Annotated in this window: 16 protein-coding genes; 11 read left to right on the top strand and 5 right to left on the bottom strand. The window is 51.0% G+C overall.

Features of this window, described 5'->3' with window-relative positions; genetic code table 11:
- Positions 1–6: 6 nt before the first annotated feature.
- Complete coding sequence (locus SYN7336_RS20795; RefSeq protein ID WP_017327873.1) at positions 7–429, bottom strand: PIN domain-containing protein; 423 nt, start codon at positions 427–429, stop codon at positions 7–9.
- The gene (locus tag SYN7336_RS20790) at positions 419–691 is read right to left on the bottom strand and encodes a hypothetical protein (protein WP_017327872.1); all 273 of its coding nucleotides are present in this window, start codon (positions 689–691) and stop codon (positions 419–421) included. The genes SYN7336_RS20795 and SYN7336_RS20790 overlap by 11 nt, the downstream gene beginning before the upstream one ends.
- A 198-nt stretch (positions 692–889) precedes the next feature.
- Between SYN7336_RS20790 and SYN7336_RS28360 the strand changes: the two genes are divergently transcribed.
- Positions 890–1,465, top strand: coding sequence for a hypothetical protein (locus tag SYN7336_RS28360; RefSeq protein ID WP_017327871.1), 576 nt, complete (start codon positions 890–892; stop codon positions 1,463–1,465).
- Here SYN7336_RS28360 and mnmH read toward each other — a convergent pair.
- From mnmH to SYN7336_RS20770, 3 genes are all read right to left on the bottom strand, one after another.
- Complete coding sequence (gene mnmH / locus SYN7336_RS20780) at positions 1,451–2,488, bottom strand: tRNA 2-selenouridine(34) synthase MnmH (protein ID WP_017327870.1); 1,038 nt, start codon at positions 2,486–2,488, stop codon at positions 1,451–1,453. The two genes, SYN7336_RS28360 and mnmH, sit on opposite strands and share 15 nt — an antisense overlap.
- Before the next feature lie 180 nt (positions 2,489–2,668).
- Positions 2,669–5,185 (bottom strand): ATP-binding protein, encoded by a 2,517-nt coding sequence (locus SYN7336_RS20775; RefSeq protein WP_162139132.1) that lies wholly within the window; start codon positions 5,183–5,185, stop codon positions 2,669–2,671.
- Between the two features lie 274 nt (positions 5,186–5,459).
- Positions 5,460–6,557, bottom strand: coding sequence for a PIN/TRAM domain-containing protein (locus SYN7336_RS20770; RefSeq protein ID WP_017327868.1), 1,098 nt, complete (start codon positions 6,555–6,557; stop codon positions 5,460–5,462).
- A 132-nt stretch (positions 6,558–6,689) separates the two neighbouring features.
- Between SYN7336_RS20770 and hemW the strand changes: the two genes are divergently transcribed.
- From hemW to SYN7336_RS20720, 10 genes are all read left to right on the top strand, one after another.
- Positions 6,690–7,871, top strand: a complete 1,182-nt coding sequence (hemW, locus tag SYN7336_RS20765; protein ID WP_017327867.1) for a radical SAM family heme chaperone HemW — start codon at positions 6,690–6,692, stop codon at positions 7,869–7,871.
- A gap of 71 nt (positions 7,872–7,942) precedes the next feature.
- Positions 7,943–8,131: a hypothetical protein gene (locus SYN7336_RS20760; RefSeq protein WP_017327866.1), complete on the top strand. Its 189-nt coding sequence runs from the start codon at positions 7,943–7,945 to the stop codon at positions 8,129–8,131.
- Positions 8,132–8,288: 157 nt separating this feature from the next.
- Entirely contained in the window at positions 8,289–8,621 is a 333-nt protein-coding gene (locus tag SYN7336_RS20755; protein WP_017327865.1) for a DUF2605 family protein, read from the top strand.
- Between the two features lie 91 nt (positions 8,622–8,712).
- Positions 8,713–9,000: a DUF2973 domain-containing protein gene (locus SYN7336_RS20750; RefSeq protein WP_017327864.1), complete on the top strand. Its 288-nt coding sequence runs from the start codon at positions 8,713–8,715 to the stop codon at positions 8,998–9,000.
- Positions 9,001–9,844: 844 nt separating this feature from the next.
- A complete protein-coding gene (locus tag SYN7336_RS20745; protein ID WP_227498553.1) occupies positions 9,845–10,717 on the top strand; it encodes a response regulator in 873 nt (290 codons plus the stop codon).
- A 344-nt stretch (positions 10,718–11,061) separates the two neighbouring features.
- The gene (locus SYN7336_RS20740; RefSeq protein ID WP_083885836.1) at positions 11,062–12,333 is read left to right on the top strand and encodes a response regulator; all 1,272 of its coding nucleotides are present in this window, start codon (positions 11,062–11,064) and stop codon (positions 12,331–12,333) included.
- Between the two features lie 209 nt (positions 12,334–12,542).
- Entirely contained in the window at positions 12,543–12,965 is a 423-nt protein-coding gene (locus SYN7336_RS31305; protein ID WP_156820258.1) for a hypothetical protein, read from the top strand.
- A gap of 468 nt (positions 12,966–13,433) precedes the next feature.
- Positions 13,434–13,997 carry a hypothetical protein gene (locus SYN7336_RS20730; RefSeq protein ID WP_017327860.1) on the top strand — a complete coding sequence of 188 codons (564 nt, stop codon included), beginning with the start codon at positions 13,434–13,436 and terminating at the stop codon, positions 13,995–13,997.
- Between the two features lie 367 nt (positions 13,998–14,364).
- The gene (locus SYN7336_RS32485) at positions 14,365–15,894 is read left to right on the top strand and encodes a hypothetical protein (RefSeq protein WP_017327859.1); all 1,530 of its coding nucleotides are present in this window, start codon (positions 14,365–14,367) and stop codon (positions 15,892–15,894) included.
- 397 nt (positions 15,895–16,291) lie between these two features.
- Entirely contained in the window at positions 16,292–17,275 is a 984-nt protein-coding gene (locus tag SYN7336_RS20720) for a sigma-70 family RNA polymerase sigma factor (protein WP_017327858.1), read from the top strand.
- Positions 17,276–17,508 lie beyond the last annotated feature (233 nt).

Here is a 17,508-nt window from a genome sequence, read left to right as displayed (position 1 = left end):
AACTTTTTATAGAAAGGGATTGAGAAATTCAACCCCTTCTATGATGGCTCCTGTAGAAAAATCTTCACTGTAAATATGTTGAATTTGGTTGAGCTTGGCAGTTGCCCAAATCTGAGCATCCCAAAAGCTCATCTGATAAACCAGTACCCCGCGCGTTGCTTCGAGTGAAATCGCTCCAGTAACAGGAACGATCGAGCAAGCAGCCCAGTAATTGCAAATTCTCTCGGCAGCTTCATTAGGCGTTAGGAGTTGACGTCTAGTTCTCGTTGTCGCGACAAAGAACTCTCCCAAGATTTGGGGACTGATAACAGCCTTTTGCGAGCGAATGAGGCGATCGACAGCGGCAAATGCTTTCGCTTGCTTATCTGAATCTGAGCCATCGTAGAGATAGACGAGGATATTGGTGTCGAGCAAGACTCTACCGTTCATATAAATCTTCTCGGCTCCAGTCACGCTTACCGGGAGAGGGTGCCCGCTGACGGTGTTCGGAGATGAAAATGGTTTCTGACTCCCAAGCCGTTAAATGATCCCTAGAGGAGATGAATTCACGATCGCCCCCCCTTTGTGCTAAATGATTGTCGATCGCCTGCCGAATCAGTTCGGCCTCACTGTTGCCTGTTTGCTTGCAGAGTGACTTCAGCAGTAATTCTTGATGGGGTTCGATATAGACTTGCTTGCGAATCTTAGACATCGTCGCAACCTAATTGTATACATCACATTATACATCTCCCAATTATGTCTCCGGCGACTCGTGAGTCTTTACAACACATGCTTTTGGGTGTGCCGCTGACGATTTGCCGAACGATCGCTCAACCGAGATATCTCCCTTGGAGCTGTCCCGCAGAGAGGAGTATTTTGGGATCGCAGCGATCGCGAGGACAAAGCACCCATGAGGCAAAAGATTCGGCAATGGTTGACGCAAGTAGTGCTCGTTCTTTTGGTGGGGGCAGTCTTGGTGGCTTGCGGCGGCAATGCACCCACATCGGTGGTGGCAGAAGCCTTGCGCTACGATATCGCCCACTTAGAGGGGGCAGAGGGTCTCTTGGTGGGACACGAATTGCTAGAGCAGTGGACGGAAGTGCAGGATATTGAGGTGCGATCGCAGCATTTCGTTAGACTTCCCACTGTCCGGGAAGAAATCTATCCCGGCTATGACATTTCTGGAAGCTATACTCTGGCGGTTCGCCTTCCCTATCGAAAGACCCGATACAAGCGACGCGGAGAACCCTTTCAACTGACGCTGGCGCAATTGCAGAACGACACGGACGATCGCCCCATCTGGAGACTGGCCTATCCACAATCCCAGCAGGGCGATCGACCCGTTTGGCAACTGGTTGAATTCAGGCCGGAAGTGCCCCTGCCGGTGGAGTCCGAATTAACAGAGGAAAACCGCTTGTCCGATTCGACTGACTCTGATTCGACTGACTCTGGCGAGACAGAGGAGCCCGCATTAACCCAACCCTGATTCCGACAGGAAAAACCGAGCTTTTTCAATGAGTATTCCTGCCGCTTCTTCATACAACAACCCAGACACATCAATGGTGTAACTATCCGAACTGCGTCGTTCCAGATCGTAGGTATAGGTCTTGTCGTAATAGTGCAATACGATATCGAATGCTTCGGCCAATTTGCCCTGTTCGAGCAAGGCGATCGCCGCTTGAGTTCTTTCCCCTCCCAAGCGCTTGCGAATTCGTTGCGTTGCTTCAATCAATCCCCTCCGATCCTCGCTGCCATATACATCGACGATCGAGTCAATCCGTTCTTGACGAGTCCGTTGAATGCGAAAAACGACAGCCCGTTCCATTTGAGCAAACACTGCCTGCGGCACCCGACAGCACCCCACCGTTCGACTTTCAGCCTCGATCCACACCAGTTTGTGCGGATCTAGAGCAGCCCACTGCATCGCGATCGCATTTTCGTACTGTTCGGTGGACGGCTGCGGCGGCAAGCCCAAAGCGCCATAACTACTGCCTCGATGGTTGGCTAACCCCTCTAAATCGAGAATTTGCTCTCCCCGAGCTGCTAAAGCATGCAACGTATAGGTTTTTCCCGTACCGGTCATTCCTCCCAAGATGGCGATGGGACGAGTTTCTGCAAACGTCGATAAACACCAGCGCCGAAACGCTTTATATCCCCCCTCTAAAACCTCCACCGAGAGCCCTGCAGTGCGCAACACCCAGGCCATCGTTTCGCTGCGCAATCCCCCCCGCCAGCAATGCAAGCGGATGGGGCGATCGCCGACTAACTGCTTGGCCCGCCGCACAAAACTGACAAACTTGGGACCGGCAATCTCAAAGCCCAACTCGACGGCGGCATCTCGTCCCTGTCGTTTGTAGCAAGTGCCCACCCGTGCTCGCTCTTCATTGCTAAACAGCGGCAAATTCATCGCCCCCGGAATGTGGGCCTGCTCGAATTCCCCCGGACTGCGCACGTCCAGGATGATGCCGTCGGCATGGAGAAAATCTTGTAGGGGAAGGGGTTGGGGCACAGATCCGGTATTGCGCCATCAATAGGGATCTTACCTGCTGGAGTTCTGTGCAGCTCGTCACTCTCAACCTCTATGCCAATTGAAGAAAGGCAAACAAAATGAATTTGTCAAGTATATTTGACTTTTCGTTACATATTGTTTACAATTCTTAATGAGACCTGAGACCGAGCTCGAACGCTCCTATGCGGATCGGTCCGATCGATAGTTTTTCAGGGCTTGAATCAGTTTTTCGGTGCGAATGGGCTTGCTGATGTAATCGTTCATACCCGCCTCTAAACAGGCTTGGCGATCGCCTGGAGTTGCATTGGCAGTTAATGCGACGATCCAGGGGGCATCTTCAGCCACTGTCTGAGCGCAAATACAGCGAGCGGTTTCCAAACCGTCTAGCTCGGGCATCTGTACGTCCATCAAAATCACATCGTAGCGCTGGCGCTGTAATGCCTCCAGCACCTCTCGTCCATTGCTGGCCACATCGGCACGATACCCCAATCGTTGCAAAATTCTGAGCATCACCTTTTGATTCACCGCCACATCTTCCGCTAGCAAAATCTTCAGGGGAAGCTGTTGCGCCAATGTTTCATCAAAAGCAAATGGAGTCGCAGAAGCTGACTCCTGAGGGGGCAACTCGCTACCCAGAGCAGTCGGGAGCGTGCGATTCGCAATCTGCCCGCTCTTGCTTGCTTGCAGCGCGTTGTCCACCTGTCCGTCGTTCACTGACTGCACGGGCACGGTAAAGGAGAAGGTCGAGCCCCGATCCACCTCACTCTCAACCCATATCCTGCCGCCCATTGCCGTCGTCAGGCGGTGGCAGATCGCTAGGCCCAAGCCAGTGCCGCCATATTCCCGCGTCATTGACGCATCCACCTGCACGAAGGGCTCAAACAGACAATTCATGCGCTCCGGCGGAATGCCAATCCCGGTATCTTTCACCGCGAAATGCAGCTCCCAATTCGCTGCCGCATCTAGCGGACGAGCAAAGACCGATAGCATCACCTCCCCCTGGTGGGTGAATTTGACCGCATTGGATAGCAGATTGACCACAATTTGCTGAATGCGGGTGGCATCTCCTAAAACAGTTTGGGGTACCTGCGGATCGATCTCGCCGATCAGATTGAGCTGTCGGGCAGCGGCTTGGGGCGAGACAAACTCCAGCGAATCTTCTGCGCACTGACGTAAATTGAATGAATGCCGCTCCAGTTCCAGCCGCCCCGCCTCAATTTTGGAAAAGTCCAGAATGTCGTTCACGATTGCCAGCAGGGTTTCGCTACCAGTGCGAATGGTTCTGGCAAATTCTTGCTGTTTCGGGGTAAGCGTTTCATCGAGTAGCAATCCTGTCATGCCGATGATGGCATTCATGGGGGTGCGAATTTCGTGGCTCATCGTAGCGAGAAATTCGCTTTTCGCCCGATTTGCGGCAGTCGCCGTATCTCTGGCCTGTTTGAGTGCTGCGGTACGTTCTTCCACCCGCTGCTCCAGCTCCCGATTGGCTCGCGCCAACTCCGCAAACGACTCTTGCAGTTTTTGGGACATTTGATTGAACGCATCTGCCAAAGCATCAACCTCGCCCACACCAGCGACTGCAACTGTTTGGCTGAGATTCCCACGGGCGATCGCCTCTGCCGAGCGACTGAGCCGCACGATCGGTACCGCAATCCATCGAGAGGTGGTAACGCCCACCAGCGTGGCTGCCACGAGTGCAATGCCGATCGCCGCAACAGTGTTTCGCTGATTGGCATCGATCTGAGCAAAAAAGTCAGTCTCCGGTACTGCGATGACAATCAACCAATCGAGGCCGTAGGCATCCTGCCAGGGGGTCACCCGAACAAATTGACGTTGGTTGTCGGCCATCAGCCGAAAAGACTGCGGACTCTCAATCTCCGCCATGCCATTGGTCTGTTCGAGCAAGCGTTGAGTCACGCTTTGGGTCAGCGGATTCTGACTGTTTACTGCCTCTACCCTTCGTTCGGTCCCGTTCTCTGCTGAGACCGCCATGGCTTCGCCTGTGGAAGTCGCCACTAACAATCCCGAACGTTCGATCGCAAACACCTGTCCGGTTCGGCCAATCTCAAACGTTTTGAGAAATCTGCTGAGGGCATCCAAAAGCAAATCTGCGGCGAGTACTCCCAAAAACTCGCCATCGTCACTGTAAAGGGGTTGCACGGCGGGTAGGGCAATTCCCCCTTGACCGAAGTAAATATAGGGTTCGCCCCAAGTCGCGCCTCGATGCTCCACTGCCGCCCTGTACCAAGGCCGCACCCGCGCATCGTAATCTGGAAAGCTCTGCTGCCGTTCGCCCCGATTGCCCTGACGATCGGCAGTATAGATGAAATAAGTGCCAGGGGATTGGAACTCGGGTGTGACTTCGATGGCATAGGTGCCATCGAGTCTGCGTCCGGGGGAGATCAGTCCGCCGCCAGCACTTCCCATGTAGACATAGCTCACCCATTCAAACGTCTTGACCTGCCCGAACAGATGGCGCTCGATCTCATTCGGATCGTCGATATCCAATAAACGATTCTCAAATGCATTCGCCGTTAGCTGATTAATCAGATGGGGGATTTCCAGATGACTCTCTAGCTTTTGTTCGACGCGATCGCTAACCTCGTTGATGAGCTGATTCGCTAGATCCTCAACGGCTCTCCGTCCATTCCGAATGCTGAGCCACCCACTTATCCCCACAGCTGCAGCAATGGGCACGACAATTGCAAGAACAATCGTAGTGCGAATGCCAAGGTTGTACTTAAGTCCGAACATTGAAATTCAAATTGCCTTGGCAGCAAACTAAGGCCGTGCTGGCTAAGTTGTCATATCGGGCTTTAGACGTTAGGTCGAAAAGCGCTGGGATGAACGGACTCGTTCTATCCATTTAAAGCAATGGTACAGTACCAAAAGGAACCACTGCGAGTGCCTCCTCGGTATCACCATAGCAGTATCTGAGGGCGGCCAGCATGTCGCGTTCGAGACTGAGATCCTATGATGACTGAACGGGTTCAGCCTTCTTTCTTTTCACTAACTTGGCAAAAATCATCCGACCTGCAGCCGTTTGCAAAGCGCTAGTCACTTCAACGGGGCGTTTCTTGCCTACTAACTTCACCCCTTCCTCCACCACCACCATCGTGCCGTCTTCGAGATAGCCCACCCCTTGGCCGGGTTCCGTGCCCTCCCGTACGATTTTCAGCTCGATATTGTCTCCCGGCAGATAAGCTGGACGCATGGCCTCTGCCAGTTCATTCACATTCAGGACTGCAACATTCTGCAGCGAGGCCACTTTATTGAGGTTGAAATCGGTGGTCAGTAACGCTCCATTACTAATCTGTGTCAGCCGCACGAGCTTTTCATCCACAGTCGTCAACTCGGGATAATCCGCTTCGTGAACCACAATCCGATCGAGGTAGGTTTCCTGCAACTGCTTGAGCATATCCAAACCGCGACGGCCTCGTTCTCGCTTTTGAGGATCGGCCTTATCGGCAATTGCTTGCAGCTCCAGCAAGACGAACCGAGGCACCACAATCGTGCCCTCCACAAAGCCAGTCTCGATCAGCTTGACAATGCGACCGTCAATAATGCAGCTCGTATCCACAATCTTGGCGGAGGCGGGTTGGACCGATCCTTCTGCCATCAGAGTGGCCTGCATGGCGAGATTTGGATTGAATAGGCGTAAAAGCGATCGCCCGTGGGTATCCCCCAAACTCACCCCCAGATAGGCAAAGCAGAGGCTAAAGAAAACCGATGTGAGGGGTTCGATAAAGTTGAGTTCTTTGGGCAACGGCAAAAGGTACACTGGCCCCATCGCTAGATTGGCCAATAGCAGCCCCACCACCAGACCAATCGATCGCGTGACCAAGACATCGGCGGGCAGCGATCGCACAGTCCGCTCGAAGCGGCGGTAGCCCCAGCGCACGATCGCCCCCAGCAGCAAGCCGGTTAGAGCGCCAAAGCCGCCGGTCACAAACCGCGCTCCTGCAACATTGGCATTGGCCAAAACTGCCTGGGGCAGAAAGTCCAGGCCATAAGTCCCCACCCCCGCACCTGCTAGGATGAAAATTAAGATGAGTAAGACGTCTAGCATTGAGAAGATCGCTTCCAAAAGACGTTCGAAAATCGGCCGTATGACTCCCGAGTCGAGGGCAGCGACGATTGCTATAACCCTACCGAATGGCTGTGCAACTGCGCTCCCGCCCGCTCTTAAGAATTATAACTGTTGAACTTTCCCTCCCAAACGGCGATCGCCCCTTCCCCCTTTGCGCCCCCAGAGGCCGCATACCTGCACATTCCCTTTTGTCGCCGCCGCTGCCACTACTGTGATTTCGCCACCGGGCGGGGCACCCCAGAGTTAATCGAACGCTATGTCCGAGCTCTCTGTCGCCAAATCCAACAGCTCTCCTGCAGTTCCCTTCCCCTGCAAACTATTTTTTTTGGCGGCGGCACCCCCTCGCTTTTATCTCCCCAACAACTGCAGCAGATTTTGCGCGTGCTCGAACAGAGACAACCCTTTGCCCCCGACATCGAAATTTCTTTAGAAGCCAATCCCGGCACCGTCGATCGCCCCCAATTGGCTGGCTATCGAGAGGCGGGGGTCAATCGCATTAGCTTGGGGGTCCAAGCCTTTCAAGCGGAATTATTAGCTGCCTGCGGACGCCTGCACGGGGTGGAGGAGGTCTTTCGAGCGATTGAAGATTTGCGGGCGGCAGGCTTCGAGAATTTCAGCCTCGATCTGATGTTTGGCTTGCCCGAACAGACCTTAGAACAGTGGCAAGCTTCCCTCGATGCCGTTGTGGCGATCGCTCCCCGTCACGTTTCTCTCTACGATCTCACCATCGAAGCGGGCACTCGCTTCGGTCGCCTCTACCAGCCCGGTGATGCCCCTCTCCCCAGCGATGCGGAGACGGTGCAGATGTACCGCATGGCGATCGCCACCCTCGCAATAGCGGGATACGACCATTACGAAATTTCCAACTTTGCCCGAGCGGGAGCCCAATGCCGCCACAACCGCGTCTATTGGGAAAACCGCAGCTATCACGGCTTGGGGATGGGAGCCACCGGCTATGTGAATGGCAGGCGCTACGAGCAGCCGCGCAATCTGGCCGATTATTTTCAGGTAGTAACAACGGGACAACTCCCCACAGCTCCCGTCACACCATCTGCCGACCGGCTGGTGGATACTTTGATGTTGGGCTTGCGGCTGCGGGAAGGGTTAAGCATCTCTCAATTGGAAAACCTATTTGGTTCTGAGGCGATCGCCATAGTGCTAGAGATCCTCCAGTCTTACGGCGATCGCGGTTGGGCAAGCGTCAGCCAGGGGCGGTTGCAGCTCGTTCCGCCCGAGGGGTGGCTATTTTCCAACACCATTTTGGTGGAGTTGATGGCTGCCCTCTCGGACTGAGGGGAAGGGAAGCACTGTCTTAACGTTTTGATACAATCTAGAATAGAAACCTAACTTGCAAGGATGGCGAGATGATGGATGAAGCTGCCGTACAGGCGCTCAAAGCCCGCATAGAAGACATTCGCAGCCGTCGCCCGTCAGTGGCACAACTGTTGGATCGCACTGATTTAGGCACGCTGCGGGTGGATGTCAATCAAGCACTTGAAGAAATTGATGACTTGCTAGAGGAATTCGACCGTACGTTTTCGTCTATGTCCTGAAATCGAGCCTGTCTTGAAATTGAACTTCAACAGCAGTCCCTGCACGTTTCGAGACGCCATCGATTGCAAGATTGTTTCGGTGAAGATCCGATATTGAAGCCCAAGCTACGCTAGTAGTACCTCCCCCAGCCCCGATCGCTAAGGCAAGCCAAACTTTATGTCAGGCCCCAATCCTCAATCTCTCCTCAAAGATCTGCTCGATCCCCTCATCGATGACTTTCGATACTGGTTTGGGCGATCGGCCACGTTGCTCGAAGGCCATCGCATTGATTTCATGACCTCCAGCGAGCAGTCCGATCTATTGCAGCGGATTCTTACCGCGCAAGCGGAGCTTCAATCTGCCGAGCTACTCTATAATTTGTCAGAGAATGAAGTGGGGATCGATCCTCAGTTAGTGGTGAAGTGGCACCGTTTGCTCTTGGAATGCGGCAATGTCGGACGTCGCTATCGCCAACTACACCCGCGAGTGGAGCCCGACTCGACTCCTTAAGCCTCCCTTCCCGTACACTAGCTCTCTCCCCACGCGACGGTTATTTCCCCAGTTTCCTTGCCATCACCTCGGTTTCCCTACGGATTGTTCGATGCTACAAGTTCTCTATCTCACCGCATTTGCTATCGTTAGCTTTTTAGTGATTCGCAATCTTGCGATGAATCTGATTGCTTTGAGTCGTAGTGAAATGCAACCCCCTTCGGCCCGGAAGCGAAAAGCGAACCTGCACCCGGAATTGTTGGATGAAGACGGCAATGTCACGGATGAGCCCCTATTGGTCATTCGCTCGACCAATTTGGAAGAAGCTCGCGAACGCCTCGATGCCCTTTATCGGGGGGATTCGGACTCGGGAGACGACGATCTGCAACCCAGTCTGTAACCGGTAGCTTCCCCTACAAGGATTGTCAGGCTTTAGCCTTGGCTGAATCTCTGCAATGCCGGGTGGCAGCAGAGGTATTTTTTATGACAGCCGTATCAATATCTACGCTTCCTCTCGAAATTAACTCTTTTCATAACCGCTCATTCAAACGGTCAGAATTTTTGGAGTGGGAGCAGCCATAGTTTCCGCAATTCACAGAAGAGGCAAGTTTAAAGCGTCGCACGTGGAGATATTCAAGCGCAAGTAGAAGTTCATTGATGAGCTCTTTCTGGAGTTTTCAGGCATTGCACTCGGCCCCCTAAATCCCCCATCAGTGGGGGATTTAGGGGGCTAATGCAGCGAACCACAGCGCTAGTGAGAGGGTCTAATAGACACATTCTCAAAACTGCGGGTCTCTGCTTAGACGGGGTTTAGCCTGGTCATTTTTAATTCACAACGAATTCACAAAGTGCAGCCATTCTATTGAAGGAACGCAAATACGGCACAAAATTAGCTCGACTCAGGCTGACTTGTCACTAGGTTGCACTTTAGGTTTTATTGCTCCATGAACGGCCGACCCCAAATGACTTCGTTAGAGCAACATCTCGATACTTGCATTCGGAACAATTTTACAGGCACCCTCGAATCTAGTGGAGTTGACGGACAAGCTTGGAAACTTCGGTTTTTCCTCGGGCGAATCGTCGGAGATGCCGGTGGATTTCACCCCATCCGACGTTGGCAGCGTCAGTTTATGCGCTTTGCTCCCGAGGTCGACCTCACACAGATCTCTGCCCCAGACTGCGATCGATGGAACTATCTACTCCTAGAACCTCTGCTGCGAAACGGAAAAATCTCTCAGCAGCAAATGCAAGCCATTTTGGAAGGAAGTATTCGTGAAGTCCTATTTCAGATGGCTTGGGAAGAGCAATTAGGCGGAAAGTGTAGTTCTGAGTTTCCCTCCTACTCAATATCGCCAGAGAAGCTCTTAGACTTTGAGACGGTTCCCCTACTGAATATCAATACAGACAAACAGTGGCAACCCATCAAACAGCAAATCCAGTACTGGATCTCAGAAGACCTAGCTGATTTTCATCCCCGCTTTATACCTGTAATTCAGCATCCAGAAAAACTCAGTCAAACCGTTACTGACAGTAAGATTAGTCTCCTCAATCGGGCACTTGATGGCCAGCGTACCTTATGGGATGTGGCCCTTTACCTGAAACGCCCCCTCTCCGTGGTAGCCAAGGGCATTGCTCCTTATGTGCGTTCTGGGGGAATTCGACTGATTCTGGGGAGTGATGAATTACTGGCTATCTCAAACAAAGGCATCGGTGAAGTTAGTCAGCCGTCACATAGCGATCGCCCGCTTGCCAAAATTGCCTATTTGGACGATAGTATCGCTGAAACTCAAAGGATGAGGCGCCTGTTGGAAGATTCAGGACATCCTTTCATGGGCATCAATTCAGCCATGACAGCTGTAACAGCACTCTTGGAATACCAGCCCGATGCAATCTTCCTCGATCTAATCATGTCTGTAGCAAGTGGCTATGAAATTTGCACTCAGCTACGCCAGGTGTCTAAATTTAAAGACGTTCCCATTATTATTGTGACCAGTCATGACGGCGTTGTCGATCGCATGCGTGCCAATCTAAGCGGAGCTAACGGATTCATTTCTAAACCAATTGCCCGAGATAAGATTGTACGAGCTCTCAAACAACAGCAAATCGCCACGGCCTAAGGATTCTTCCCTCCAAGACGTTTAAGTCTTATGGAAGGATGTGGCAGGGTAACTTATTCCCTTGCCACTCGAGCTTGAGAGTATGGGAAATATGAAGACCCGATCGAGATATCTCAGTCAATCGAGCTGTTTGAATAAAGTTATTTCTCTGCATTGAGCTCGGACAAAATAAAGTAATCCATGTTTTCTGAAAGCTATATTGTGAAGCTCAAATTATTGCCTAATTTTATCTTTTGTCAAGCAAATTTTACGCATTAATACTGATGATTTATATATAGAAAACAGAGATAATTTAAATGTGTTCGTGTTCTAGTAAATAAAAATTTTAGATAGCGGCAAAATCCATGAGTTCTCTCCAGCATAGAAACCTAGAACAATACATCACAACTTGCAGCCAAAGTCAATTTACAGGTCTCTTTGTGTTTGACGGTTTAAACGGTTGCCAGTGGAACCTACGTTTTTTGTTCGGCAGACTCATTGGTGATTCAGGCGGATGTCATCCTTATAAGCGTTGGCGAAGACAGTTACGCCAGTATGCTCCCGATCTAAATCCAAATTATTTAGAAAGTCTCAATCTGGGTTCAAATCAGATGTGGAGCTATCAGTTGGTTAGTATTCTTCTAGAACAAAAAGTCATTAATCGGAGGCAAGCGATCGCAATGATCCGAGGAAGCGCGATCGAGGTTCTATTCGATCTCGCAGAGCAAGAGTCTACAAAAAGACACGCTAATTTAGCGCCGCTATCGTACTCAATATTTCCAGAAGACGATCTAGCTTTACAGCACACTCAAGTATTTCCTCTTAAAGTGGACTATCTCTGGGAGAATGTCGAGCGCCAAGTTCAAGCATGGTTTGGTGCAGAGCTAGATCCCTATCATCCCAACTTAGCTCCCATCATCACCAATCGCGAACAACTGCAGCAAAGACTTTCTGAGACAAGCTTTGCTCATCTATCTACACTCCTAAAGGAGAAGAGTACTTTGCGCGATATATCGCTTGCGATCGGTAAAGATGTAGTTTCTGTAGCAAGACTGTTCAAGCCTTATGTTCGTTCTGGCGAAATCGATCTGATTGAGCAACCAGACGATCTAGCTTTCAAAACTTCTGACCTAAAGGCTCAGAGCTCGAGATCGCAGGGGGTAACTCAGGCAATTGGCTCCTTAGGCTCAAAAAACAAATCATCAGCACGAAAGCCCAAGCAGAATGGGAAGCTAAATGTTGCGTATATCGATGATAGCCCGATCGATTCCAAAACTATGAAGCAAATATTAATAGAGCATAATTTGAACCCATTTCTAATCAGCGATACAGTCAATGCAATTCCTACCTTGCTAGAGATATCTCCAAGCTTGATTTTTTTAGATCTAGTAATGCCAGTAGCAAATGGATATGAAATTTGCGCTCAGCTACGCCGAACTTCTAAATTCAAAAATACTCCGATTATTATTGTCACTAGTAGTGACGGCGTTATCGATCGCGTGAGGGCTAAGTTAGTTGGAGCTGACGGATTCATTGCTAAGCCAATTGCGAAAGATATAGTTGCTGATATTTTACAGCAATATTTATATATCGCGCCCTCAAAGCTTGTGCCGTTGACTGGACTTGCCTCTGCCTAAAAGTTTCCTACATTAAAATTATTTCTCGCAAGCTCTGCGATTCAATATAAGGTTTGGTAATATTTTACACTCTGCCTGTGACACAATTTCTGTTACACATGGGTGCTATGGTTTGGACTATTAATCCGATCGGCCCGATTCACTTCACCTTAAGTAATGGAGGCAGAGTATACATATAAAACGATCTGTTTGTAATTTAAAGGATGACTATGAAGAGCTTTAGCGATACACATCTTCTGAGACAAGAAGTTGAAGGTGGCATCAAAAAATTGAAGGCTATCAAAAAGAATCTGCCGAAACGGATTCTAGAGTCTCTATCTGCCAGCGTTCTATGCTATTTGACTTTGTTTGTTGGCTCGGGGAATATTGCAGCAAAAATAGCCGTTTCAGCGATTGGTCCATTATCTACCTATCATGCAATGCTCCTGTCATTAAAGCTTAGAAAAAAATCTGACTTAAATCAGGAATTACGAAAACTGAAGAAACTTAACAAGTCATTATTGCGTTATTCGTGTAAATTTGGTGGCTCATCCAAAAATCGTAAATCCAGCAATAGTGGTGACTCTTCTAAATCATCAAGATTAGGTGTCAACCATGCCAGCTTGAAAACTATATTTTGGAGAGATACCTAAGCATCTTTCAGAACAAAAACTCTAAGATTTTCAGGACTTTCTCTGAAATACTCCAGCCTGAAATGTAAGTAGCTCGATCGATCTTGCTAGTACTGTCGGCCTCCATTTGCCCCCTAGTCCTCCAGCAATGGGGGACTTGTTTGAGGTTGCTAGCTTCTTTGCAAAGCTTTAATAAGAATCCTGCTAACAGTTTTCTAAGTCTGATAGTCCCAGATCTTATGGCGATCGTAGTTCGAAATCGCTAGTCTAATTGATGGCATGACTGCAAGCTCTGTAGTTGGGCTTTACATCTAGAGAAGTATCTTAGAACAAACCAATAATCACAAGTAGTTCACATTTTACTGTCTATATATAAGAACACCTTCTGATGAAGTATTGACTGAATAAAAAATGCCGAGCTAGTCATCAACTTAGCCTGAGGTATTTGTTCGGTCTAAAACCTGCCAGTTCAAAAGGATATAGATCCCTATGGAAATTGAATTGTTCCAATTCTTCGATTTAAGTCGGATTGCGCCTAGTCGAAAGGATATGAGCTTAATCTGCTGTCATGGGAGCTGTTTTCATGAGGTTCTCGCTCGTCTTAAAAAACAAGCAAAAATAGGTGCTATCAGCCCAGTAGAACAATATAATTTGGGTGTGATGTACTTTAGCATCAACCGCCTCACTGAAGCGGAACAACATATTCGAAAGGCTATTTTTAAATCTCCTCAGGATACCACAATCTTGTGGCGGCAAATGTATATTAAATTGCTCTTTAGCTTGGGGCGATGGAGTGAGATATGTCGGCAATATGCTGCGATCTCTGACTGCTGTTATGATGCTGATGTCACTTATCTTACTGGACTTTGTACGCTTGTGATGAGAGGCAAATTAACTGCCCGTCGCAAGGCATTTGAATTGATGAGTCTATCTTTATCTCTCTATCGGCTGCATGGAGATATGCAGGGAATTGAATGGGCTTACAAGGCAGTTGAGTACTTTATTGACGAACTCAATCAATTTCTGAATTTGCCTGTCTATCAGCCAGATTAATCTAGCCTGCTAGGGCTTTAATTGCTTCGCTCTTTGCAGTCTCGCCATGCCTTTGATGCGATCGCTTCTGTAGAGGAATTTGGGGGAAATACTGCAATACCGTGACTCTCCGAGCCTCGGAGCCGATCTTGATGCTTACGAACGATTGTAAACAGGCATGTGCCGTTATCTCGTGAAATTGCTAACCCCGTTACCGGATCGCGGGCACGGCAGTTGAGAGGCTAGATGAAAAAATGTGTCGAGGTTCGATCTGGAGGGCTGCTTCGCTCCCAAATGTGCGCCTGCCGCTTTACGCTTTTAAGTGATCTGGGCTGGTTTGCTGCCGGCCCGTCAAGCGAAGCAAAATGATGAGGTGTGGTGAGCTGACATGGCGAAGCAACTGCGGTATTCGTTGACGGTTCGGCCCATCTGGAAGCTATTTGTGGGGCTAATGCTGATTGTGGCGATCGCCTTGACTGGCTGCTCGCAACCCTCGCAACCAGACCTCGCTTCGGGGTCGAGAGGAAAGGCGATCGCCGTTGTTCCCACACCCCCCGAAATTGCCAAGCTCGATCGCTATCTGGAGCGCTATACCCCTCACGTCAGTATTCTCAGTCCCCGACCGGATGAAGTGCTGACTCGCTCGTCGCTGTCCGTGCGGTTTGAGGTCGAAGGCTATCCGCTATTCAAAGATGAAGAATTGGGCCTAGGCCCTCACCTGCACGTCATCCTCGATAACGATCCCTACATCGCCCATTACGATGCCGATAAGCCTCTGGTGCTGGAGAATTTGGCGCCGGGCACCCATACTCTGCGGGTGTTTGCCTCTCGTCCCTGGCACGAAAGTTTTAAAAACTCCGATGCCTACGCCCAAGTCACCTTTCACGTCTTGGCCAAAACCCCCGAATATGCTCCCCAGCCAGATTTGCCAGTCTTAACCTACAGTCGTCCCGTCAAAGCCTACGGAGCTGAACCGATCCTGTTGGATTTTTGGCTGGCCAATGCCCCTATTCGCGAATCACTCCTGCCCAATGCACCGAAAGACTGGCGCGTCCGCTACACCCTCAACGATGCCAGCGCGATATTGGCTGAATGGGAGCCGATTTACCTCGAAGGACTTAAGCCCGGTCAAAATGTCGTGGTGGTCGAGCTGGTGGATGGCCGAGGGCAGTCTATCCGCAATCTGTTCAACAGCGCAGCCCGTATTGTCACTTACCAGCCAGGGGGCTCAGATACCCTCTCCCGTCTGGTGCGGGGAGATCTAAAAGCCACAGATGCCCTAGCCATTGTCGGTGCCGTTCCCGAACCGACGCCGACTCCCACACCGACTCCCACACCGACACCGACACCGACTCCTACGCCGACTCCGACGCCGACTCCCACGCCGACCCCGACTCCCACGCCGACTCCCACGCCGACCCCCAGGCCAACCCCGACGCCGACGCCCAAGCCGACGCCCACACCGACCTCGACCCCCAAAACAACTCCTACCGTCCCGCCAACTCCCCCATCAACGCCAACACCAATCTCCACCCCTACCCCCGAAGCTGAATCCGTAGCCCCACCGATCGCCGAGCCTGAAGTTACACCCTTATCCAAAAGGATTAGCAGTTGGATCGAGCGCTTTCAAGGCGATCGGCAAGCAGTGACACCACCCGAACCCTCGCCAACCCCTAAAGCAGCGCCGACGCCAACGCCAACCCCCAGGCCCACTCCAACCCCGACACCCAGACCCACTCCAACGCCAACCTCCAGACCGACGCCAACCCCGACACCCAGACCCACTCCAACGCCAATGCCAGAACCGACCCCAGCCGCCGATCGCAGCATTGGGACTCAGACAACACCGGCCCCAGCGCCTCGCCGCCGTCTGGAGCCACTGCGCCTAGTGCCTCCTGGGGTGAGAGACGCCTCCTAAGAGCGATCGCCAGCGATGCGATCGCTCATCTGCACTTTTTCTCCCCAAACCGGGGAGAAAGTTTTGTTGCGAAGCTCGATCGGAGGGTCCCCCTCCGGCTAAAGAAGTTGTCTTTGGGACGATTTTACAAAGATTTTAGATTCTTAAGTTTCGCTGTAAACCATGCTCAGCATGAGTTTTCCAGAATGTTGCGAAGGTTCTCCAGAACCTCTATACAGGGGTGTAGATCGTTGTTTTTCGATGGTAGACACTACCTGTAGTAGGTGACCTCAACTGCGGATCTTAACTTTTATTACACAAAATTCTGAAAAAGTACTAGCAAAAAGCTTAGAAAAGGCTTTACGAAATAAACAAAGATTGTTATTAATAAGGTGCCATACCCACTTAGAGCAGTCTTATGGAAAGCACAGTCCAACACCAAGATGCTGTAGGCCGCTTCCTCAAAACCATTGGTCGCTATAGACTATTGGCTCCCGATGAAGAGCTGCTATTGGCCCATCAAGTCCAGCGGGCGATCGCGCTAGAAGAGCAGCGCAAACCCGGTGCGACTCACGAGCAGTGGGCCATTGATATGAATCTGGAGTTGGCCGATCTGCAACGGCAGTTGGAAGAGGGCAAGATTGCCAAACGGCGCATGGTGGAATGTAACCTGCGTTTGGTGGTGTCCATCGCTAAGCGGTATCGCAATCGCGGCCTCCCTTTCCTCGATCTGATCCAGGAAGGCACGATTGGTCTGACGCGGGCAGTGGAGAAATTTGACCCCACTCGCGGCTATAAGTTTTCCACCTATGCCACTTGGTGGATTCGCCAGAGCGTCAATCGCGGCATTCAGAATAAAGGGCGCATGATCCGCCTGCCCGCTCACATGTACGAGAAAGTCTCGAAAGTCAAGCGCAAGTACCGGGAACTCTCTGCCACATCCGGCATCCGTCCCCCCGTTAACGATGTCTTCGACTCCCTCGAAATTGGCGATAACTATCGCGATCTGATCACTCGCCACATGTCCGAAATGCGATCGCTCAATTTGGTCGTAGGAGATGAAGATGGGACCGAATTGCAGCATTTCATTCAAGATGAAGATAGCGATCCGGTGGACTACCTGAACCAGGTGGCCCATCGCGAGGAAGTTCACATGCTAGTGGAGCATCTGGGCGAGCGCGAGCGGGAGGTGATTGTGGCTCGCTACGGCTTAGATGGCAGTAACGGGCTGACCCTGCGCGAGATTGGCGAGCATATCGGTCTATCGCGAGAGCGGGTTCGGCAAATCGAGCGACGAGCGCTGCGCAAGCTGAAACGACTGCAAACAGAGCTCTCTAGCGTCAATCGCCAAGCCCTTTCGACTCCTGCCGTGAGTCTGCCCGCACCGACAAACGAGGACTGACAAGGCGATCGCCGCTTCGATGGGTCGAGACCCAACCGAGCTGAGGCTGTGCTCGATCCTTCACCCCTAGACTGCTTGAAATCTCGTCTCAGCAATCCAGACAGTGTGAATTTTAGAGGATTGAGCGTAAAGTCAGATAAGAATGGTATGACTAGACCGGGTTGACGTTCAGACTTAAATCTCTGCTGCTGTCTCGATAAGTTGTGGAGCCAGCCAATCGGCAGCAGCTTGCC

It is taken from the genome of Synechococcus sp. PCC 7336 (assembly GCF_000332275.1).
Lineage (GTDB): Bacteria > Cyanobacteriota > Cyanobacteriia > Thermostichales > PCC-7336 > PCC-7336.
Note: the sequence above shows the minus strand (reverse complement) of the source record. Positions and strands in the feature narration are given on the sequence as shown.

What these genes read in the sequence shown, in the direction of transcription:
- SYN7336_RS20795 (WP_017327873.1), bottom strand. Translation starts at nt 429, where the DNA reads ATGAACGGTAGAGTCTTGCTCGACACCAATATCCTCGTCTATCTCTAC.
- SYN7336_RS20790 (WP_017327872.1), bottom strand. Translation starts at nt 691, where the DNA reads ATGTCTAAGATTCGCAAGCAAGTCTATATCGAACCCCATCAAGAATTA.
- SYN7336_RS28360 (WP_017327871.1), top strand. Translation starts at nt 890, where the DNA reads ATGAGGCAAAAGATTCGGCAATGGTTGACGCAAGTAGTGCTCGTTCTT.
- SYN7336_RS20770 (WP_017327868.1), bottom strand. Translation starts at nt 6,557, where the DNA reads ATGCTAGACGTCTTACTCATCTTAATTTTCATCCTAGCAGGTGCGGGG.
- SYN7336_RS20760 (WP_017327866.1), top strand. Translation starts at nt 7,943, where the DNA reads ATGATGGATGAAGCTGCCGTACAGGCGCTCAAAGCCCGCATAGAAGAC.
- SYN7336_RS20755 (WP_017327865.1), top strand. Translation starts at nt 8,289, where the DNA reads ATGTCAGGCCCCAATCCTCAATCTCTCCTCAAAGATCTGCTCGATCCC.
- SYN7336_RS20750 (WP_017327864.1), top strand. Translation starts at nt 8,713, where the DNA reads ATGCTACAAGTTCTCTATCTCACCGCATTTGCTATCGTTAGCTTTTTA.
- SYN7336_RS20745 (WP_227498553.1), top strand. Translation starts at nt 9,845, where the DNA reads ATGCAAGCCATTTTGGAAGGAAGTATTCGTGAAGTCCTATTTCAGATG.
- SYN7336_RS20740 (WP_083885836.1), top strand. Translation starts at nt 11,062, where the DNA reads ATGAGTTCTCTCCAGCATAGAAACCTAGAACAATACATCACAACTTGC.
- SYN7336_RS31305 (WP_156820258.1), top strand. Translation starts at nt 12,543, where the DNA reads ATGAAGAGCTTTAGCGATACACATCTTCTGAGACAAGAAGTTGAAGGT.
- SYN7336_RS20730 (WP_017327860.1), top strand. Translation starts at nt 13,434, where the DNA reads ATGGAAATTGAATTGTTCCAATTCTTCGATTTAAGTCGGATTGCGCCT.
- SYN7336_RS32485 (WP_017327859.1), top strand. Translation starts at nt 14,365, where the DNA reads ATGGCGAAGCAACTGCGGTATTCGTTGACGGTTCGGCCCATCTGGAAG.
- SYN7336_RS20720 (WP_017327858.1), top strand. Translation starts at nt 16,292, where the DNA reads ATGGAAAGCACAGTCCAACACCAAGATGCTGTAGGCCGCTTCCTCAAA.